Annotated in this window: 21 protein-coding genes; 2 read left to right on the top strand and 19 right to left on the bottom strand. The window is 58.2% G+C overall.

From position 1 onward, the window contains the following. Positions 1-2: 2 nt before the first annotated feature. The 16 genes from folD to prmA form a co-directional block, all read right to left on the bottom strand. Positions 3-866 (bottom strand): bifunctional methylenetetrahydrofolate dehydrogenase/methenyltetrahydrofolate cyclohydrolase FolD, encoded by an 864-nt coding sequence (gene folD, locus DWZ54_RS00785; protein ID WP_118474094.1) that lies wholly within the window; start codon positions 864-866, stop codon positions 3-5. A gap of 47 nt (positions 867-913) precedes the next feature. After that, positions 914-1762: a 4-hydroxybenzoate octaprenyltransferase gene (locus DWZ54_RS00780; RefSeq protein WP_118015539.1), complete on the bottom strand. Its 849-nt coding sequence runs from the start codon at positions 1760-1762 to the stop codon at positions 914-916. Beyond that, positions 1759-3219 carry a menaquinone biosynthesis decarboxylase gene (locus tag DWZ54_RS00775; protein ID WP_118474093.1) on the bottom strand — a complete coding sequence of 487 codons (1461 nt, stop codon included), beginning with the start codon at positions 3217-3219 and terminating at the stop codon, positions 1759-1761. The genes DWZ54_RS00780 and DWZ54_RS00775 overlap by 4 nt, the downstream gene beginning before the upstream one ends. A gap of 59 nt (positions 3220-3278) precedes the next feature. Further along, positions 3279-4073 (bottom strand): twin-arginine translocase subunit TatC, encoded by a 795-nt coding sequence (tatC, locus tag DWZ54_RS00770; protein WP_118015537.1) that lies wholly within the window; start codon positions 4071-4073, stop codon positions 3279-3281. A 17-nt stretch (positions 4074-4090) separates the two neighbouring features. Next, positions 4091-4303 (bottom strand): twin-arginine translocase TatA/TatE family subunit, encoded by a 213-nt coding sequence (gene tatA, locus DWZ54_RS00765; RefSeq protein WP_118474092.1) that lies wholly within the window; start codon positions 4301-4303, stop codon positions 4091-4093. A gap of 176 nt (positions 4304-4479) precedes the next feature. Then, positions 4480-4920 (bottom strand): twin-arginine translocase TatA/TatE family subunit, encoded by a 441-nt coding sequence (gene tatA / locus DWZ54_RS00760; protein WP_118474091.1) that lies wholly within the window; start codon positions 4918-4920, stop codon positions 4480-4482. Between the two features lie 48 nt (positions 4921-4968). After that, a complete protein-coding gene (locus DWZ54_RS00755; protein ID WP_118015534.1) occupies positions 4969-5928 on the bottom strand; it encodes a polyprenyl synthetase family protein in 960 nt (319 codons plus the stop codon). A 148-nt stretch (positions 5929-6076) separates the two neighbouring features. Beyond that, positions 6077-6640, bottom strand: coding sequence for a hypothetical protein (locus tag DWZ54_RS00750; RefSeq protein WP_118474090.1), 564 nt, complete (start codon positions 6638-6640; stop codon positions 6077-6079). Between the two features lie 42 nt (positions 6641-6682). Then, on the bottom strand, positions 6683-7681 hold the full coding sequence (floA, locus tag DWZ54_RS00745; RefSeq protein WP_118474089.1) for a flotillin-like protein FloA: 999 nt from the start codon (positions 7679-7681) through the stop codon (positions 6683-6685). A gap of 38 nt (positions 7682-7719) precedes the next feature. Next, positions 7720-8358: an NfeD family protein gene (locus DWZ54_RS00740; RefSeq protein WP_118015531.1), complete on the bottom strand. Its 639-nt coding sequence runs from the start codon at positions 8356-8358 to the stop codon at positions 7720-7722. Between the two features lie 170 nt (positions 8359-8528). Then, positions 8529-8978: a GatB/YqeY domain-containing protein gene (locus DWZ54_RS00735; protein ID WP_118015171.1), complete on the bottom strand. Its 450-nt coding sequence runs from the start codon at positions 8976-8978 to the stop codon at positions 8529-8531. Positions 8979-9068: 90 nt separating this feature from the next. After that, positions 9069-9251 carry a 30S ribosomal protein S21 gene (gene rpsU / locus DWZ54_RS00730; RefSeq protein WP_005841552.1) on the bottom strand — a complete coding sequence of 61 codons (183 nt, stop codon included), beginning with the start codon at positions 9249-9251 and terminating at the stop codon, positions 9069-9071. 132 nt (positions 9252-9383) lie between these two features. Beyond that, positions 9384-9731 carry a histidine triad nucleotide-binding protein gene (locus DWZ54_RS00725; RefSeq protein WP_118015172.1) on the bottom strand — a complete coding sequence of 116 codons (348 nt, stop codon included), beginning with the start codon at positions 9729-9731 and terminating at the stop codon, positions 9384-9386. Between the two features lie 104 nt (positions 9732-9835). Beyond that, positions 9836-11137 (bottom strand): tRNA (N(6)-L-threonylcarbamoyladenosine(37)-C(2))-methylthiotransferase MtaB, encoded by a 1302-nt coding sequence (gene mtaB, locus DWZ54_RS00720; RefSeq protein WP_118474088.1) that lies wholly within the window; start codon positions 11135-11137, stop codon positions 9836-9838. Further along, the gene (locus tag DWZ54_RS00715) at positions 11134-11871 is read right to left on the bottom strand and encodes a 16S rRNA (uracil(1498)-N(3))-methyltransferase (RefSeq protein WP_118474087.1); all 738 of its coding nucleotides are present in this window, start codon (positions 11869-11871) and stop codon (positions 11134-11136) included. The genes mtaB and DWZ54_RS00715 overlap by 4 nt, the downstream gene beginning before the upstream one ends. Next, positions 11868-12812, bottom strand: coding sequence for a 50S ribosomal protein L11 methyltransferase (prmA, locus tag DWZ54_RS00710; protein ID WP_199663139.1), 945 nt, complete (start codon positions 12810-12812; stop codon positions 11868-11870). The genes DWZ54_RS00715 and prmA overlap by 4 nt, the downstream gene beginning before the upstream one ends. Before the next feature lie 151 nt (positions 12813-12963). Here prmA and DWZ54_RS00705 point away from each other — a divergent pair, with 151 nt between their 5' ends. Further along, on the top strand, positions 12964-13725 hold the full coding sequence (locus DWZ54_RS00705) for a S9 family peptidase (RefSeq protein ID WP_118474085.1): 762 nt from the start codon (positions 12964-12966) through the stop codon (positions 13723-13725). 68 nt (positions 13726-13793) lie between these two features. Here the strand turns inward: DWZ54_RS00705 and DWZ54_RS00700 are convergent, their stop codons facing one another. Beyond that, the gene (locus DWZ54_RS00700) at positions 13794-14705 is read right to left on the bottom strand and encodes a LysR family transcriptional regulator (protein ID WP_118474084.1); all 912 of its coding nucleotides are present in this window, start codon (positions 14703-14705) and stop codon (positions 13794-13796) included. Positions 14706-14909: 204 nt separating this feature from the next. Here DWZ54_RS00700 and DWZ54_RS00695 point away from each other — a divergent pair, with 204 nt between their 5' ends. Beyond that, positions 14910-16034: a 5-methyltetrahydropteroyltriglutamate--homocysteine S-methyltransferase gene (locus DWZ54_RS00695; RefSeq protein WP_118474083.1), complete on the top strand. Its 1125-nt coding sequence runs from the start codon at positions 14910-14912 to the stop codon at positions 16032-16034. Between the two features lie 79 nt (positions 16035-16113). On the opposite strand, the gene dnaJ is transcribed toward DWZ54_RS00695, so the two are convergent. Then, positions 16114-17292: a molecular chaperone DnaJ gene (gene dnaJ / locus DWZ54_RS00690; protein ID WP_118015179.1), complete on the bottom strand. Its 1179-nt coding sequence runs from the start codon at positions 17290-17292 to the stop codon at positions 16114-16116. Positions 17293-17383: 91 nt separating this feature from the next. Continuing rightward, positions 17384-19243 (bottom strand): molecular chaperone DnaK, encoded by a 1860-nt coding sequence (gene dnaK, locus DWZ54_RS00685; protein WP_118015180.1) that lies wholly within the window; start codon positions 19241-19243, stop codon positions 17384-17386. Positions 19244-19258: the final 15 nt, after the last annotated feature.

The raw sequence follows: 19258 nt of genomic DNA, 5'->3' as shown, positions 1-19258 counted from the left end.
CTTTATGCCTGAAGCTGCATCTCTGCGGCACGGACAACATTTTCCATGAGCATGGCGACGGTCAAGAGGCCGACGCCGCCCGGGACCGGCGTGATGGCACCGGCCACTTCCTTGACGGCTTCAAAATCCACATCGCCGACGAGTTTCTTCGGCGCGATGCGGTTGATGCCGACATCGATGACCGTGGCACCGGGCTTGACCATATCCGCCGTGACAAAATGCGGACGACCGACAGCGGCCACGAGGATATCCGCCTCGCGCGTGACAGATGGCAGATCCTGCGTATGGCTGTGGCAGATCGTCACCGTGGCATTCCTGCTGAGCAGCAGGTGCAGCATCGGCTTGCCCACGATGTTGCTGCGGCCGATGATGACAGCACGCTTGCCGTCAATCGGGATGCCGGCAAGCTCGAGCATGCGCAGGCAGCCGAACGGCGTGCACGGCACGAGCCCCGGCTGCCCCGTCACGAGGCGGCCGACATTGACGGGATGAAAGCCATCGACATCCTTCTCGGGGCGGATGCGCTCGAGAATCTCGGACTCATGTGCGGCAATCTGCTTCGGCAGCGGCAGCTGCACGAGGATGCCGTGGATCTTATCATCCGCATTGAGTGCATCAATCCTCGCCAGCAGCTCTTCCTTCGTCGTCGACTCGGGCATCTCGATGACCTCCGAGTAAATGCCGAGTGCCTCACAGGACTTGTGCTTGTTGCGCACGTAAACCTGGGAAGCGGGATTCTCACCGACGATGATGACGGCAAGGCCCGGCTGTACGCCGTACTTCTCCTTCAGGGCTTCCGCCTTTTTCTTGGCATCCTCACGGAACTGCTGGGCAAAGACCTTGCCCTCCAAAATACGAGCTGTCATAAAATCACCTTTCCTATCTCTGAAAAAACAAAGTCAAAAAGCGTATGTCAGATATAGAAACTCAGCCAGGTACAGACAAAGATGGCAACCGAAACGATGCCATTGCGCATGAAGTACCGCTGTGTCACGCGGGAAAAATCCGTCGGGCTCACGATCTGATGCTGGTAGTAGAGCGTGCCGCCGGCAATGCCGACGCCGACGAAATAAAGCCAGGACAGATGCATCATGATGCCGACGGCAAAGAAGCAGACGAGGCAGACGATATGGCAGACAACCGCGATGCGGAAGGCACCAGCTGCTCCGTAGCTCACGGCCAGGGAATGCAGCCCCTGGCTGCGGTCAAATTCCTCATCCTGCGCGCCGTACATGGCATCGAAGGCGCCAATCCAGAGTGCCACTGCCGTGCAGAGCACAATGAGCGGTGCGGTGATTTCGCCGCTGACGCCGACCCAGCCCCCGGCAGGAGCCATCGCGATGGCGAGGCCCAGGAACATATGGACCCAGCCCGTCACGCGCTTCATGAACGGATAAATGATGAACGGGATGGCAGCCAGTGGCAGCAGATAGATGCAGATGGGCTGCAGCTGCAGGACGGAGAACACGAGCAGGATGAAGCACAGGACGATGAAGATGAGTGCCTCGCGCTTCGAGATGCGTCCCGCGACCATGGCGCGGTAGGCCATGCGCGGCTGCTGGCTGTCGTACTTGAGATCGGCGAGGTTGTCGATGGCAAGCGCCGCCGCGCGCCCGCTCGTGATGGCCAGGGCAATCCAGAAGAGATCGACGAGACGCGGATGGCCGCCCGCTGCGAGCACAGCGCCCATAAAGGCGAACGGCAGGTCAAAGATGGTGTGATGGAGTGCCACATTATTGATGTGTGCCTTGATGGAAATCAATCGAGTCCAAGCTCCTTCCACTTCGCGTCAACCTTGGCCCGGATGTCCTCGGACATCCGGATCTCATCCGGCCACTGCCGGCTGTGGCCTTCCTCCGGCCACGTCTTCGTCGCATCGATGCCGAGCTTGGCACCCCATTTGGCCATCGGCGAAGAATGGTCGAGCACATCGAGAGGACCTTCGACGATCTCGAGGTCGTGCTTTGCATCGATGTTGTTGAACACGCGCCAGGCCACCTCGCTGATATCCTGGACATCGACATGAGCATCGACGACGATGATCATCTTGACATTCATCATCTGCCCCATGCCCCAGAGTGCGTGCATGACCTTGCGCGCCTGCATTGGATACGATTTCTTGATGGAAACGATGCAGCAGTCATGGAAGACGCCCTCGAGCGGCATGTTGATGTCGATGATCTCGGGCTGCATCTGCTGCAGGAGCGGCAGGAAGATGCGCTCGGTCGCCTTCGCGAGATAGCAGTCCTCCATCGGCGGCTTGCCGACGACCGTCGACGCGTAGATGGCGTCCCTGCGGTGCGTGATGGCCGTGATGTGGAAGACCGGGTAATCGTCAGCCAGCGAGTAATAGCCCGTGTGATCGCCGAACGGCCCCTCGCGGCGCAGTTCATTCGTCAGGACATAACCCTCGAGGATGATCTCCGCCGTCGCCGGCACCTCGATGTCCACGGTCTTGCACTTGACCAGCTCGACGGATTTATGACGCAGAAACCCCGCAAACACCATCTCGTCGATATCGCGCGGCAGCGGCGCCGTGGCTGCATACGTGAGGACCGGATCCGTGCCGATGGCTACGGCCGCCTCGATGCGGTCGCCGCCCTGCGCCTTCATGTCGCGGAAATTCTCCGCGCCGTTCTTGTGGATATGCCAGTGCATGCCCGTCGTCCGGCTGTCGTACTTCTGCAGACGGTACATACCGACATTGCGCTTGCCCGTCTTCGGGTTCTTTGTGAAGACGAGAGGCAGCGTCACGAAGGGACCGCCGTCATCTGGCCAGCATTTGAGAATGGGGATATCATCAAGGCTCGGATTTTCCGTCTCGACGACTTCCTGGCACGGTGCATGCTTGACGTATTTCGGGAAATTGATGGCACGCTTGATCATCGGGATCATCGTCACGACGCTCATCTTGTTCTGCAGCGAGACGTACGGCAGCTTCATCATCTCCCGCAGTTCGTCGGCCACATCGTCGAGCTTCTCGACGCCGAGAGCCATCGCCATGCGCTCATAGCTGCCGAATGCATTCATGAGTACGGGCATCTTCGAGCCCTTTACATTCTCAAAGAGCAGGGCCACGTTCTTCTTGCCTTCCTGTTTGGAAACGCGGTCCGTAATTTCCGTGATTTCAAGCTCCGGATTCACTTCCGTCTGGATGCGCTTCAGAAGGCCCTTTGCCTCGAGCGCCGCAATGAACTCACGCAAGTCCTTATATGCCAAAACAATCACTCCTCATTATATGTTCGTTCGTGTTCTCTGTGCGATATCCTATCCTGTTCTCACTTGCGCAGGATATAGCGGACAATGAAATAGCCGACCTCATACAGCACGATCATCGGCAGTGCGATCATCGACTGCGTAAAGATATCCGGCGTCGGCGTGATGATGGCGCCGATGACAAAGGACAGGAAGATGACGATGCGCTGGAATTTCTTCAGGCGTGCAGACGTCAGGATCCCCATCTTGCCGAGTATCGTGATGATGAGCGGCAGCTCAAAGACAAAGCCAAAGGGCAGCACAAAGGTGATGACAAAATCAAAATACTTGTTGACGGAGAACAGGGCCTCGAGTTCCGAATTGCCAAAGCCCATGAAAAAGCGGATGCCGGCCGGCAGGACCAGGAAAAAGGAAAAAGCCAGACCGCAAAAGAACAGGATGACGGAGGTCGGCACGACGATGCCAAGCACCGCCCGTTCCTTATGCGTAAGTGCGGGCAGGAAAAACCGCCAGACATGGTAAAACACGACGGGCAGTGCCATCAGGAACCCCGCTACGACAGCAACCTTCAGATACGTGAAGAAGGCCTCGGACGGCTGCATGTAGTAGAGCTTGCCAGCCGGCAGCGTCAGGTAATGCATGATATCTTCGATGAAATAATATCCCACACAGCTGCCGATGCCGATTGCCACCAGGCATTTGATCAGGCGGCTGCGCAGCTCCGTCAGATGTGCGACGAGCGACATGGTCCCGTCATCCTCGGCATTCTCCTCCGTCACGGCCGGAGATGGCGTCTCCTCTGCTGCACGCAGTTCCTCGGGCGCTTCGATTTCTTCATATTGTCTTTCTTCTGCCATGAAATCCTCTCACCAGCTCACTTCTGTTCATCTTTCTTATCGGCCGGCTCCTGGGATTTCGCCGTCACGTTGACCATCTTGTCATCCTTTTTCTCATCCGTGCTGGCCTGCTTGAATTCGCGAATGCTCTTGCCCAAGGCTTTGCCGACATCGGGCAGCTTGCCCGGTCCGAAAATGACAAGGCCAATGATCAAGATAATGACGAGTTCCGGTACACCTAATCCAAACATAATGTTCCTCCTGAAATACTGAATTAAACATGAGACAACGCTCGTAAATCTACGACTTTATTATACCGTCAGACTGGTAAAATCACAACGATACATCGCCGCATCCATCTCTTATAATTTTCGTTTATTACGAGTCCCCATATAATAGAAAAAGGGCGCAACGGTGCGCCCTTCCCTCAATCTTTTTTCTGCTCTGCCCCGCTCTGCGTGGCAGCCAGCTGCTGGCGCACACTCTCCTGCGTCGGTGCCTGATAAGCAGTGGGCTGCTGAGGCGCCTGTCCGGCTGCCTGCGGACCGGCTGCTGCAGGCTGCTGTGCCTGCGGGCTGGCAGCCGGCTGTGCGGGAACCGGTGCGGCCGGCTGCACCGGGGCGCTGGCCGGAGCTGCCGGCTGTACCGGTGCAGCTGGCGCCTGTGCCGCAGGCTGCGCGGGAGGGACTGGCGGCTGTGCCGGCTGCTCCGGTGCATTGATGGCCTGCGACAGCGCATTGGAAGCCTTGCGGAATTCCTGGATGCCCTTGCCAAGCGTGCGGCCCATTTCCGGAAGTTTGCCGGGGCCGAAGACGATGAGTCCAATGATCAAGATGAGTACCAGTTCCGGTACACCAATTCCAAACATAATCGTTCCTCCATGAATCGAGAAATCTCAGCAGGGTCCTGCCATCCCTTAAAAGTCGCGGTCGCCAATAAAATCAGCCACCATGACATAGGCTTCGCGGATTTCCTCCGGCAGTTCCTCCGGCAATACTTCCTTGGCATGCGCCAGGTATTCATCGGCCTTGTCCTTGGCAAAGTCCACGGCATCGGTGGCCTTGACGATGGCAAGCGCACGCTCGACCATCTCATCCGTCATATCCATATCCGTGACAATGGCACGGAGTTCCTCCGCGTCAGGGCTCGTCTCAAGCGCACGGATGACGGGCAGCGTCACGATGCCCTGGCGGATGTCATTGCCCGCCGGCTTGCCGATTTTCTCCGACGTCTGCTCAATGTCGAGCAAATCATCCGTGATCTGAAATGCCATGCCGATGGAATGACCGTACTCCGCGAGCTTTGCCGCTGCTTCCACCGAAGCACCGCCCACGAGAGCGCCGAGCTCGCAGCAGATCTCAAGGAAATCGGCCGTCTTCTTCTGGATGCGCTCATAATAGTCGTCCATGCCGCGCGATGCCTGGTAGACTGCATGGTCCTGGATGATCTCACCGACACTGAGGTTGCAGACGAGTTCTGCCAGGCGCATGGAGACGCGCTCTCCGTATCCCTGATTGGCAATCAGATGGAAGGCCCGTGCAAAGATGTAATCCCCTGAAAGGATGGCAACCTGATTTCCCCAGCGGGCATTGGCCGTCTCCGAACCGCGGCGCGTATCGGCTTCATCGATGACATCGTCATGGACCAGGGAAGCCGTATGAATGAGTTCCAGAGCCTCAGCCAGAGGCAGGACATGCGCGAGCTCAAAGGACGGCCCTCCATGGGCAGAAAGCAGGCAAAGCGCCGGACGGATCCGCTTGCCGCCCGATGTCACCAGATGCGTGCCCACTTCTGTCACCAAGTCATTTTCAGAAGAAACTGCTTCCAAAAGACCTTCTTCCAGGACCTCCAGGTCACTTTTTATCACATCAAACATGTGGTTTGACAAATTCATCACCTACAAAACCTTACTCGTTATTTATACCTCATTTATGATACACGATGCATTCTATAATTTTACTACACTTTGCTCCTTTTGTCATCGAAAAAGCCTGCCATTTCTGGCAGGCGCTCAAAAATCTTCCTCATTCATGCCTGTGATGCTGCTGCCAGCGCCCCGGACGGTGGGCGCGCGGCTCGCCGAGGATTTCCGCGAGGACAACGGCCTGCTGTGCCGATTCCGGCGTCAGCACCGGCAGGATTGTCCGAGGGCCGCCAGCATCCCCCTGTGGAATCTTCGCATCCCTTGTATAAACGGCCTGTTCCTCCGCACGGATGCGCGCTTCCTCCAGCCGTTTGGCCTGTTCATACGCCTCATGATGGCGTCTGGCTGCCTGCTCTTCCTGCTGCAGTTCATGCTGTTCCTTGAGCACGGCTCCCGCCTCGCGGTAAACACCACCGGCATCGATATGGCCGGGTGCCGGGGGTGCTCCCTTGATTTCGGGTATCTTGAAGCCAAGCCGCCCCTTCGCGGATTCTGTCTGCCCGCCCCGCTGCGACGGCCACGGCCGCGGCAAAGGCGGCGGCAGCGTCGCAGATGGCTCCGGTCGCTTCGGCGCGCGCGGCAGCTTCCTGCCTTTCTTTCCCAGCCGGTCCATGACAATGGCAAACAAAGCAAAGAGGATGATGACGAGAAGAGAAGAATCCATATGCTGCACCTCTCTTTTATGCTGTTCTGCCCCGCTCTGTCATCACTTGACCGGCTTGGCAGGCTTCATCTTATCGGTTGCACCAGCTGTACTGATGGCATTGCGCATATCCGTATCGGCCTGGACATTGTTGAGGTTGTAATAATCCATGACGCCGAGACGGCCACTGCGCAGCGCTTCCGCCATGGCATGCGGTACTTCGGCCTGGGCCTCTACGACCTTGGCCTCCATTTCCTGCGTATACGCCTTCATCTCCTGCTCCTTGGCCACGGCCATCGCACGGCGTTCCTCAGCCTTGGCCTGCGCAATGCGCTTGTCAGCCTCCGCCTGGTCCGTCTGGAGCTCGGCACCGATGTTGCGTCCGACATCGACGTCAGCGATATCGATGGAAAGGATCTCAAACGCCGTACCGGCATCAAGGCCCTTGCCAAGCACCGTCTTGCTGATATCATCCGGGTTTGCCAGCACATCGTTGTGGCTTTCCGAAGAACCGACGGTCGTGACAATGCCCTCGCCGACACGCGCGATGATGGTCGGCTCACCGGCACCGCCCACGAGACGGTCGATGTTCGCGCGCACCGTGACGCGCGCCTTGATCTTGAGCTCGATGCCGTTGCGTGCAACGGCCGAAACCACCGGTGTCTCGATGACCTTCGGGTTGACGCTCATCTGCACGGCCTCGAGCACATCGCGGCCTGCGAGGTCGATGGCGGCAGAGCGCTCAAAGGGGAGCGGAATCTGGGCGCGGTGTGCCGCGATGAGGGCATCGACGACCTTGTCGACATTGCCGCCTGCCAGATAATGCGCCTCAAGCTGATTGACCACCACATCGAGTCCTGCCTTGTTCGCCTTTATGAGCGGCAGGATGATCTTGCTTGGCGGCACGCGGCGCATGCGCATGCCTACGAGCGTGATGATGCTGACGTGGACATCGGCAGCCAGAGCCGAGATCCAGAGCCCCAGCGGCACAAAGTGCAGAAAGAGCATGACCACAGCCACGATGAGCACGAGGATAAAACCGGAACTGATTAACATCGCCATAAAAACGCCTCCTACCAAATGCATTCCATCTACTTGTCTTACGAAGATTCCGTACGCCGCACGACGACGCGGCTGCCGTGAACCGAGATGACCTCCACTTCCTCGCCCTTGCGGATGAACGCCCCCTCCGACACGACATCCACCGGACGGCCGTCAATGCGGGCAGAGCCGGAAGGACGCAGTTCTGTCAGGACCGTGCCGCGCTTGCCCACGAGATCATCCTCCTGGACGGCACTGACGTACCCGCGGCTCGAAGTCGACTGATCCTTGAGCACGAATTTGTTCCAGAGCTTGCTCGAAGGCAGTTTCTTGACGATCAGGGCAAAGATAACAACGGCTGCGGCGAAGGATACGGCCATGGCGACAATCGCGTTGATGTCGCCGCCGAGCGCCAGCACGACGCTGTAGAGCATGGCAGCCACGCCCACGCCGGCCAGCAGACCAACGGTCGGCAGCAGGATCTCGACGATGATGCACAGGATGCCGAGCAGGAAAATGGCAATCTGATAGAGATCAACAAGTCCCTTGACGTACTGGCTGCCCCAGAAGACGCCGGCTGCCACGATGCCCAGCATGACGCCGGCGCCCATGCCGCCCGTCTTGATCTCGACAAAGATCGCCAGGAACATGATGGCCAGCAACAGCATCTGCAAAAGCGGCATATCCACGATTCCCATGCGGATTCCCCCTTTCGGATTGAGAGCCTTGGGCTCACAGGTATTCGTTTTATACTATTCGACACGTAAGGGAAAATACCTTTATGCCTCCGTCCATCCCATACACAAAAACGGGCCGCGGCAGGAGCATCCCACTCCCGCCACGGCCCGCCTGTCCGGATAAACGCGACTCAGCCCTGCAGCATGCTGCGGACGATCGTATTGACCATCTTGCCATCGGCACGTCCCTTGACCTTCGGCATCAGCATGCCCATGACCCTGCCCATGTCCTTCGGCGTCTTGGCTCCAGTCTTCTCGACAGCTTCCTTGACGAGTGCCCTGACTTCCTCCTCGGAGAGCTGAGCCGGCAGATATGGCATGAGCACGTCAATCTCGGCCTGCGTCTTGGCGACGAGATCCTCACGGCCGCCCTTCTGGAACTCATCGATGGAATCCTTGCGCATCTTGACTTCCTTGCTGATGACGCCGATGACGGCCTCATCATCGAGTTCCGTGTGGCCACCGTCGATCTCCGCCTGGCGGATAGCGCCGCGTACCATGCGGATGACAGACAAGCGGTCCTTGTCGTGGTTCTTCATGGCATCCTTCATATCAGCAGTGAGCTGTTCTTTCAGTGACATACTTCATCAACCTCTCTTTTCCTGCACGACCGTACTAAAAAAGGCACCCGCGAATCTTTCAACTCGCAGGCGCCTGGCGCAAATGACAGATTAACCTCTGTACTTGCGTTTACGAGCTGCCTCAGACTTCTTCTTGCGGCGAACGCTCGGTTTCTCGTAATGTTCACGTTTTCTCACTTCAGCAAGCGTGCCAGCTTTCTGGGACATACGCTTGAAGCGGCGGAGAGCACTATCGATCGATTCGTTTTTACCAACTTTGATTTCGTTTGCCATCTATTTTTCCCCCCCTCCACTTAACATGGGAGTTTGTGTCGTTAGAATTACACCACACCATTATACCGCAGGGCATAATACACTGTCAACACTCTCCTGAAGTTTTCGGAACGGACAGAATGCCGTTCCCGATCAGCCTGGGGGCCATTGCATAGAGCGGCCGCCAAGGAGGTGGAAATGCAGATGCTTTACGGTCTGGCCGCCTTCCTCGCCGGTATTGGCCACGACGCGGAAGCCCTTTTCAGCCACACCGAGATCGCGCGCGAGCTGCGGGATGACATCGACGAGGATGTGGGAAACGAGCGCCTTGTCCTCATCCTTGAGCGCCAGCAGGCTTTCCACATGCTTCTTCGGAATCACGAGCACATGCTCAGGGGCCTGCGGCTCCAGATCGCGGAATGCCACGACGCTGTCATCTTCATAGACCAGCTTGGACGGAATCTCTTTCTGTGCAATCTTGCAAAAGATACAATCTGCCATCATATTCACCCCCTTCACCATTCAAGGCCCACGGAGGACCCATCTTTAAATACAATTCGTCATTCCCGGGAAAATACCTTCTTTGAAAAAAGATTTTTTCAAGATTATTCGTCCCGCGTCACCACATGCCCCAGAAGGCCGTCGCGCCAGATTTCATCAAGCTGGACCTCGTAGATATCGCCGCAGGTCACGGGATCCTTCGTGTAGACGCGGATGTAGTTGTCGGTGAGTCCGTCCGTCACACCCGCGCGTTCCGTCTCAAACAGCACGCGCATCGTGCGGCCGAGGAAACTCTCATGGAATTCCTCCGCCTTGCGGTCTGCCAGCGCCTGCATGCGGTGCACGCGCTCCTTCTTGACGGCCTCATCGACCTGGTCGCGGCGCGCGGCAGCCGGCGTGCCCGTGCGGCGCGAATACGGGAAGACGTGCATGCGCGCGAAATTCATGCGTTCAACGAAATCGAGCCCCGCCTGGAAATTCTCCTCCGTCTCCCCCGGGAAGCCCACGATGATATCGGTGGAGATGGCAACGCCCGGCACCTCATGTTCGACATGCTCGATGAGGCGCGCAAACTCCGCCGTATCGTAATGGCGGTTCATGTCGTGCAGGACCTTGTCCGAGCCCGCCTGCAGCGGCAGGTGCAGATGTGCGCAGAAGCGCTCGTTCTCACGAATCAGCGCAAAGAGCTCAGGCGAGAGCTCGATGGATTCCAGCGACCCCAGGCGCAGGCGCTTGAGTCCCGGCACCTGGAGCACCTCGCGGCAGGCATCCGCCAACGTCACCTGCCCCGGCAGATCCCGGCCGTAGGCACCGAGATGGATGCCCGTCAGCACGATCTCCTTGAAGCCCATCGCGACCAGCTTCTCCGCTTCGCGGCGCACATGCTCCGGCAGACGTGATTTTACCGGCCCCCTCGCATACGGGATGATGCAGTACGAGCAGAAATTCTGGCAGCCGTCCTCGATCTTGAGGAAGGCTCGCGTGCGCTCAGGGCTGTCGTAGAGCGGAATATCCTCAAACGTCCTGGCCTGCATGATATCCGTGATCGTTCCCTGGATGCCGTCTTCCTGCATGGCCTTCTCGACGTAATCGACGATATGCGCGCGCTCCTTGGTGCCGAGCACGACGCGCACGCCTTCGATGGCCTCGATTTCCTTTGGCGCGACCTGCGCGTAGCAGCCGCAGACCGCGATGATGGCCTGTTCATTCTCGCGGTGCGCACGGCGGATGATCTGACGGCTCTTGCGGTCGCCGAGGCTCGTGACCGAGCAGGTATTCACGACATAGACATCGGCCTTTTCCTCGAAGGGCACCACCGTGTAGCCCCTCTGCTTGAACAGGCCTTCCATGGTTTCCGTTTCAAACTGATTGACCTTGCAGCCAAGCGTAGTCAAAGCGACTTTCAACTTCCCAAATCTCCTTTTTCATATTGTACGATACTGAGCCCGGCAATGGCCGCCGTCTCCGCCCGCAGGATGCGCGGGCCAAGGGTCACGCTGTGACCGCCTGCCGCCATGACGGCCTCAGCCTCCTCAAGCGTAAAGCCGCCCTCCGGGCCGATGAGCAGCACGATGCGTTTGCCCGCCAGCTTCTGCAGGCAGGCCTTTGCCGTCTCCTGTTCTTCATTCTCATAGCAGAATACAACCTCTGTCCCCTCCTGCTGCATATCCGCGCAGAATGAGGCCAGCGATGCAATCGGGCAGACCTCGACGAGTGCAGTGCGGCCGCACTGCTTTGCCGCCTCATCGGCAATCTTCTGCCAGCGGCTGCGGCGGCTCTCGGCCTTCTTCGCGTCGTAGCGCACGACGCAGTTATGCGAGCGGATGGGCATGACGCCCGTCGCGCCGAGCTCCACGGCCTTCTGCACGACGGTATCCATCTTGTCCGCCTTCAAGAGGCACTGCGCGAGGATGAGTTCCAGCGGCGACTCTGTATCGGCGGCCAGCTCCTCGCGCAGCTTCAGCGTCACAGCTTCCGGAGAGAATGCCACCATCTCCATGCGGCCCACTTTGCCCGCATCATCCACGACCACGACCTCCTGACCGGGCTTGGCGCGCATGACATGCATGAGATGATGTGCATCGGGTCCCGTGATGGCAATCGTTTCCGCCAGGCGGCCCTTGTAGAAAAGCCTTCTCATGCCTCGTCCCCCCGGCTGATGACCATGGCGGCCCAGCCGCTCTCCTCCATGACCTGGTCGATGACGAAGCCATGCGCAATCGCAGCTTCCGTGACGTCGGCCACGCGCTCGTCGATGATGCCCGAGGCCAGCAGGCGCCCGCCGGGTGCCAGATGTTCGTCGAGCTCATCGAAGAGACGGATGACGATATCGGCAATGATGTTGGCGATGATGAGATCCGCCTTGCCCGCAAACTGCTTCAGCAGGTCAGAGACCCCCGTCGTCACGCGGTCCTCGACGTGATTCAGCTGCACGTTCTCCGCAGCGACATGCGCGGCCGTGCGGTCGTAATCCATCGCCACGACCTCGCCGGCACCGAGTTTGGCGGCAGCCACAGCCAGCACGCCGGACCCCGTGCCTACATCAAAGACGCGCATGCCGCCCTTGACGAGTGATTCGAGCGCCCGGATGCACATGGCCGTCGTCGGATGTGTGCCCGTGCCGAAAGCGGCACCGGGGTCAAGCTTCACGACAATGTCATCGGGACTCGCTTCATACTCTTCCCAAGATGGCTGGATGACAATGAGGCCGCCAACCTTTTCCGTATGAAAGTACGCCTTCCAATTGTCAGCCCAGTCCTCATCCTGGACCGTCTGGCAGGAGATCTCGACTTCCTTCTCATCGCGCCCGTCACGGCGTGCCAGCTCTTTGACCCCCTGCTCAAAAGCCCGCAGCTTCGCATCGAGCTCCTCATCAGCCGGCAGATAAGCCTTGACTGTGACAAGCTCCGTCTGCTCCGCCTTCGGCAGGTCGGAATAATCAAAAAGACCGCTATCGATGTAGCTGTTCAGGAGTTCCGGGTCCTCGATGACCACGCCGGATGCTCCGACATCGTGGAAGATTTCCGCCACGATATCCGTTTCCTCATGTGTCGTGCGAATACTGACTTCGGCCCATTTCAAAGCGCATCGTTCCTTTCTTTCTATGGTCATTTCATTATACGTGTTCTCCCGGCAAAAAACAAGGACGAAAGACACTGAGAAATCCCCGCTCTTCTGTGGTATACTTAATCCTGTCCCCCGGGACGGATTACACAGCAAAAGAGAGGTTCCCATGGAAAAACACTTTGATATCAATCAGCAGGGCTTCAGCATCCGCTGCAAGCTTTTTGTAAAAGACAGCGATAAAAATACCCGGACATTTTCCAACGTCGTCCTCGTCACGCACGGGTTCGGCAGCAGCAAGGAAACGGCCGGTACCGTGAAATTTGCCGAGCACCTGACGAGCAAATACAAGGGGTATGCCGTCATCGCCTTCGACTGGCCCTGCCACGGCGCCGACGCCCGCAAAAAGCTCAGCGTACCGGAATGCCTGACCTATTTGACCATCGTCACGCAGTACGCCAGGAACGAACTCAAAGCCGAGAATCTTTATATCTATTCTACGAGCTTTGGCGGCTATCTGACGCTGCGCTACCTCATCGAAGTCGGCAATCCCTTCCGGAAAATCGCGCTGCGCTGCCCCTCCACCGATATGTATCGCGCCATGAGCAACCACATAACGGACGACGACCGCGCCAAGCTCAAGAAGGGCAAGGAAATCCAGGTCGGCTACGAGCGCAAGATGAAGATGGACCAGAGCTTCATCGACGACCTCAACGCCTTCAAGGCCACAGAGCACGAATACTTCGACTTTGCCGACGACATGCTCATCCTGCATGGCACGGAGGATGCGATGGTCCCCATTGCTGAGTCGAAGGCCTTTGCCGAAAACAATGTCATTGAATTCATCCCCATCGAAGGAGCCAATCATCCCTTCCAGAACCCCAATCACATGGCGCTCGCCATCCACAAGATCGTCGAGTTTTTCGGCTGATCCGGCAGATGACAGGCGTGCAGCCAGATAGTGCCATCACAGCAGATGCCAGCGTGCATCTGCTTTTTTTATGGCACCACCTTGCTGACGCGCCGGCGCAGCTTCTCGATGTACACCCTGCCGAAGCGGCTGAGCTTGATGTCACGGCGGGTCAGATAGCCAATCTCCATGAAGTCATCGACGGCCAGGGGCCGCGCCACGATATCCGGGCCATTGAGCTCCTCGTTGATGACGCCGCTTGATATCGTATAGCCGTCGAGACCGATGAGCAGGTTAAAAAGCGTCGCCCGGTCCGTCACAATGATGTCCTTCTTCACGGGACGCGTGCTCTGGATTTCCTCCGCATAGTAAAAGGCATTGTGCGCGCCCTGCTCATACGAAAGGCGCGGGTATTCCGCAAGCTCCGGGAGCGTGATGACCTCTTTTGCCGCCAGGGGATTGTGCTTGCTGATGAAGACATGCGGGCGTGCCGTGAAGAGCGGCGTGAAGATGAGCCCGTGATCCTCGATGGCGCGCCGCACGATGGTTTCATTATAGGGATTCAGATAGAGGATGCCGATCTCGCTGCGAAAACCGCCCACATCCTCCAGGATCTTGTACGTCTCCGTCTCCCGCATGTGGAATTCATATTCGGCACCGCCGTATTCCCGCAGGAGATCGACGAACGCTTCCACGGCAAAGGAATAATGCTGAGCAGAGACGCAGAACAGCAGCTTTTTCTGCCGCCGCCTGCTGTACCGTTCCCGGATCAGCGCCTCCTGCTCGAGCATCTGCCGCGCATAGGCGAGGAACTCCTCACCCTTCACCGTCAGCGTGATGCCCTTGTTCGTGCGCCGGAAAATCGTAATGCCGAGCTCCTCCTCAAGCAAATGGATGGCTGCCGTAAGGCTCGGCTGCGTGATGAAGAGCCGCTGAGCCGCTTCCGTGATGGAACCGGATGACGCTGCCTCCACGACGTAACGCAATTGATTGAGTGTCATATTCTCCCCTCCCGCTCCATCATACTACAGCCCCGCCCATTTTGCCATAGTCTGAACCTATGGCCAGGCAGTGGTTTTAAGTATTTTTCAAGCGGCCTCATTTGCGGTAAAGTATAGCCATCAACCGATCGGACAGCAAAGACAGAACAACTTACCGGATTACCGGACACCCGGCCGGTATCTGATTGACAGGAGGTCATCCCTATGAGCAAGCAGTTTTCCACCCCATTCCGTCACGATTACGTCGGCAGTTTCCTGCGTCCGGCAGAGCTGAAAAAAGCCCGCCAGGAATTCGCGGACGGCACGATTTCCCAGGAAGAACTCAAGGCCGTCGAAGATACCTGCATCCGCGATCTCGTCGCCAAGCAAAAGAAAGCCGGTTACCAGGTAATCACGGACGGCGAGTTCCGCCGTGCGACCTGGCATCTCGACTTCATGTGGGGCTTTGCGGGCATCGCCCATCAGAAGACCGATAAAGGCGTCTGCTTCCACGGCGAGCCGGCCCTGATCGACGACACCTGGCTGACGAGCCCGCTCTCTGCCGAACATCATCCCTTTGTCGAGCATTTCAAATTCGTACAGGCACTGACCGATGAGAACACCGTCGCCAAGCAGACCATCCCGGCACCGGCCCAGTTCTTCCAGCAGCTGATCCTGCCCGACAACATCGAGCGCACGCACAAGGTTTATGCAACGGACGAGGAGCTCATCGAGGCCATTGCCCAGGGCTACCGCACGGTCATCCGCGACCTCTACGCGGCGGGCTGCCGCAACCTGCAGTTCGATGACTGCACCTGGGGCGTGCTGGCTGCCGGCGGCAAGAAAGGCGGCAAATTTGCCTACGTCGAGGGTTCCGATCTCCGGAAGCTCGCCGAGCAGTTCGTGACGGTCAACAACCTCGCCATCGAGGGAAGCCCTGACGACCTCGTCATCAACACGCACGTCTGCCGCGGCAACTACCATTCCGTTTACTTCGCCAGCGGCGCCTACGACCCGATTGCTGACCCGCTCTTCACGCGCGAAAATGTCAATGCCTATTATCTCGAATTCGATGATGAGCGTTCCGGCGGCTTTGCGTGCCTCAAACAGGTCACGCCGGGCAAGAAAGTTGTGCTCGGCCTCATCACGACGAAGCGTCCGGAACTTGAGGACAAGGCGGCCATCATCGCCCGCATCCATGAGGCAGCCAAGTACGTGCCGCTCGAAGACCTTTATCTGAGCCCGCAGTGCGGCTTCGCCTCCTGCGAGATTGGCAACAAGCTCACTGAAGCACAGCAGTGGGCCAAGCTCGCCCTCGTCAAAGAGATTGCCGATGAGGTCTGGGGCTGATGGATGGCTCCATCTGACAACTGAATGCATAAAAAATGCCATGCGAAGCAGCTGCCTCGCATGGCATTTTTCGATGAGATTATTTCTTGAAGAAGCGCTTGAGGTCGTCGAGGAAGCTCTTCTGCTCCGGATTGACCTTGTCGCCGCTGATCTCGCCGAATTCGCGCAGGAGTTCCTTCTGGCGCGAGGAAAGATTCTGCGGCGTCAGCACCTTGATGTGCACGAGCTCGTCACCGCGTCCCGAACCGCGCAGGAACGGGATGCCGTGATTGCGGATGCGCAGGACCTTGCCGGACTGGATGCCTGCCGGAATCTTGAGGTCGACGGGGCCGTCGAGTGTCGGCACCTGTACCGTGCCGCCGAGTGCGGCCTGCACGAAGGTAACCGGCACTTCCACGATGACATCGTTGCCCTGACGCTTGTAGAGCTTATGCGGCTTGACAAAGATGTAAACGTAGAGATCGCCGTAGCCGCCGCCGTTGCGGCCGGCCTCGCCGGCCCCCGACACGCGGACGCGCGAACCCTGGTCGACGCCCTTTGGGATGCCGACCTTGACCGTCTTCGTCTCGCGTTTGCGGCCAGTACCATGACAGTCCTTGCAGGGCGTCTTGATGACCTTGCCCGTGCCATGGCAGTGTGAACACGTCTGGCTGCTCATCATGCGACCAAAGGCTGTGTTACGGACAACCTGCTGCTGGCCGGTGCCGTGGCACACGGAGCAGGTCTCAGGACTCGTTCCCGGCGCCGCGCCCGTGCCATGGCAGGTAGAGCACTCGACCGTGCGCGGGATTGTGAGTTCCACTTCCTTGCCAAAAGCGGCATCCTCGAATGAAATCTCGAGATCATAACGCAGGTCATTGCCGCGCTCCGGCCCCGGCTGACGGGCCTGACGGCCGCCGGCACCGCCGAAGAACATGTCGAAGATATCCCCGAAGCCTTCGGTACCGGCACCGCCGCCGAAGCCTCCAAAGCCGCCGAAACCGCCGAAACCACCGGCACCAGCACCGCCGCCGAAGCCACCGGTTCCGTCAAAGGCAGCCGAGCCGAACTGATCGTACTGAGCACGTTTCTTCGGGTCTTTCAGGACATCGTATGCTTCATTGATTTCCTTGAATTTGGCTTCAGCCTCTTTCGGATTATCCGGATTGAGGTCCGGATGATATTTACGGGCCAGCTTCTTATAGGCGCGTTTGATTTCTTTCTCATCCGCGCTCTTATCGACGCCAAGCACCTCATAGTAATCGCGTTTCTCGCTCACGTTGCACCACCCTTATAGAAAAATTGGGAGTCTGCGGGAAGGGACCAGGCCCTTCCCACGTCAAACTCCCAACTCTTACCACTTCAATCGCTTATTTCTTGTCGTCCTTGACTTCCGTGTAATCGGCGTCGACGACATCATCATCGTCTTTCTTCTGCTGCTGAGCACCCTGTGCGCTCTCGGTACCAGCCTGAGCACCCTGGGCACCGGCAGCCTGTGCCTGCTGATAAGCAGCGGCGCTGAGCTCATAGAGCGGCTTCTGCAGCTCTTCGGTTGCCTTCTTGATGGCTTCCGTATCATTGCTCTTGATGGCCTCTTTGACCTTCTCGCAAGCAGCCTTGACTTCCGAAACCTTGCCGGCATCGGCCTTGTCACCGAGCTCCTTGATAGTCTTTTCAGCCTGGTAAACCATGTTGTCGGCGTTGTTCTTGGCGTCGATGGCTTCCTTCTGCTTCTTGTCCTCTGCCTCATGAGCCTTGGCTTCGTTGACCATGCGGTCGATATCTTCCTTGCTCATGCCGCTGTCAGACTGAATCGTGATCTTCTGCTCCTTGCCCGTGCCGAGGTCCTTGGCGGATACGTGCACAATGCCGTTGGCATCGATATCGAAGGAAACTTCAATCTTAGGTACTCCGCGCGGAGCCGGCGGGATATCCGTGAGCTCGAAGCGGCCGAGCGTCTTGTTGCCGGCAGCCATCTCGCGCTCGCCCTGCAGGACGTGAATATCAACAGACGGCTGGTTATCAGCGGCCGTCGAGAAGACCTGGCTCTTATGCGTCGGGATTGTCGTGTTGCGCTCGATGATCTTCGTGCAGACACCGCCGAGCGTCTCGATACCGAGGGAAAGCGGCGTAACATCGAGGAGCAGGACATCCTTGACTTCACCGACAAGAACACCGCCCTGGATGGCAGCACCGACGGATACGCACTCATCCGGGTTGACGCCCTTCGACGGCTCCTTGTGCAGGATGTTGCGGATGGCATCCTGGACGGCCGGGATACGGGAAGAACCGCCGACGAGGATGATCTTGTCGATGTCGTCAGCCGAAAGGCCTGCATCGGCCATGGCCTTGCGCGTCGGGCCCATCGTGCGCTCGACGAGGTCGCTCGTAAGCTCATTGAATTTTGCACGCGTCAGCGTGAGGTCGAGGTGTTTCGGGCCCGAAGCATCCGCCGTGATGAACGGCAGGTTGATGTTCGTCTGCGTCATGCTCGAGAGCTCGATCTTGGCCTTCTCAGCAGCTTCCTTGAGGCGCTGAGCAGCCATCTTGTCCTGGGAAAGGTCGATGCCATTCTCCTGCTTGAATTCGCCGACCATCCAGTCGATGATCTTCTGGTCGAAGTCATCGCCGCCGAGGTGCGTATCACCATTCGTGGCCTGGACTTCGAACGTGCCCTCGGAGAGCTCGAGGATCGAGACATCGAACGTGCCGCCGCCGAGGTCGAAGACGAGGATCGTCTCATCCTTGTCCTTGTCGAGGCCGTAAGCGAGTGCTGCTGCCGTCGGCTCGTTGACGATACGCAGGACTTCGAGGCCTGCGATCTTGCCGGCATCTTTCGTAGCCTGACGCTGGCTGTCGTTGAAGTAAGCCGGGACCGTGATGACGGCCTGCGTGACCGTCTCGCCGAGGTAGGCCTCAGCATCGCCCTTGAGCTTCTGCAGGATCATGGCCGAGATTTCCTGCGGCGTGTAATCCTTGCCGTCAATCGTTACTTTATAGTTCGGATCGCCCATATGACGCTTGATGGACGAGATCGTGCGGTCCGGGTTCGATACAGCCTGGCGCTTTGCCAGCTGACCGACGAGGCGCTGGCCATCCTTCGTGAAACCGACGACAGACGGCGTGATGCGGCTACCTTCCGGGTTCGTGATGACGGTCGGTTCGCCGCCTTCCATGACAGATACAACGGAGTTCGTCGTACCTAAATCGATACCAATTACTTTAGACATGGTAACATCCTCCTA

It is taken from the genome of Mitsuokella sp. AF33-22 (assembly GCF_003475755.1).
Classification (GTDB): domain Bacteria; phylum Bacillota; class Negativicutes; order Selenomonadales; family Selenomonadaceae; genus Mitsuokella.
Note: the sequence above shows the minus strand (reverse complement) of the source record. Positions and strands in the feature narration are given on the sequence as shown.

Bases quoted from the DNA above. Each gene is read 5' to 3' on its own strand.
- folD (WP_118474094.1), bottom strand. From the start codon at position 866: ATGACAGCTCGTATTTTGGAGGGCAAGGTCTTTGCCCAGCAGTTCCGT.
- tatC (WP_118015537.1), bottom strand. From the start codon at position 4,073: ATGGCAGAAGAAAGACAATATGAAGAAATCGAAGCGCCCGAGGAACTG.
- tatA (WP_118474092.1), bottom strand. From the start codon at position 4,303: ATGTTTGGATTAGGTGTACCGGAACTCGTCATTATCTTGATCATTGGC.
- tatA (WP_118474091.1), bottom strand. From the start codon at position 4,920: ATGTTTGGAATTGGTGTACCGGAACTGGTACTCATCTTGATCATTGGA.
- DWZ54_RS00755 (WP_118015534.1), bottom strand. From the start codon at position 5,928: ATGTTTGATGTGATAAAAAGTGACCTGGAGGTCCTGGAAGAAGGTCTT.
- DWZ54_RS00750 (WP_118474090.1), bottom strand. From the start codon at position 6,640: ATGGATTCTTCTCTTCTCGTCATCATCCTCTTTGCTTTGTTTGCCATT.
- floA (WP_118474089.1), bottom strand. From the start codon at position 7,681: ATGGCGATGTTAATCAGTTCCGGTTTTATCCTCGTGCTCATCGTGGCT.
- DWZ54_RS00740 (WP_118015531.1), bottom strand. From the start codon at position 8,358: ATGGGAATCGTGGATATGCCGCTTTTGCAGATGCTGTTGCTGGCCATC.
- DWZ54_RS00735 (WP_118015171.1), bottom strand. From the start codon at position 8,978: ATGTCACTGAAAGAACAGCTCACTGCTGATATGAAGGATGCCATGAAG.
- rpsU (WP_005841552.1), bottom strand. From the start codon at position 9,251: ATGGCAAACGAAATCAAAGTTGGTAAAAACGAATCGATCGATAGTGCT.
- DWZ54_RS00725 (WP_118015172.1), bottom strand. From the start codon at position 9,731: ATGGCAGATTGTATCTTTTGCAAGATTGCACAGAAAGAGATTCCGTCC.
- DWZ54_RS00715 (WP_118474087.1), bottom strand. From the start codon at position 11,871: ATGAGAAGGCTTTTCTACAAGGGCCGCCTGGCGGAAACGATTGCCATC.
- DWZ54_RS00705 (WP_118474085.1), top strand. From the start codon at position 12,964: ATGGAAAAACACTTTGATATCAATCAGCAGGGCTTCAGCATCCGCTGC.
- DWZ54_RS00700 (WP_118474084.1), bottom strand. From the start codon at position 14,705: ATGACACTCAATCAATTGCGTTACGTCGTGGAGGCAGCGTCATCCGGT.
- DWZ54_RS00695 (WP_118474083.1), top strand. From the start codon at position 14,910: ATGAGCAAGCAGTTTTCCACCCCATTCCGTCACGATTACGTCGGCAGT.
- dnaK (WP_118015180.1), bottom strand. From the start codon at position 19,243: ATGTCTAAAGTAATTGGTATCGATTTAGGTACGACGAACTCCGTTGTA.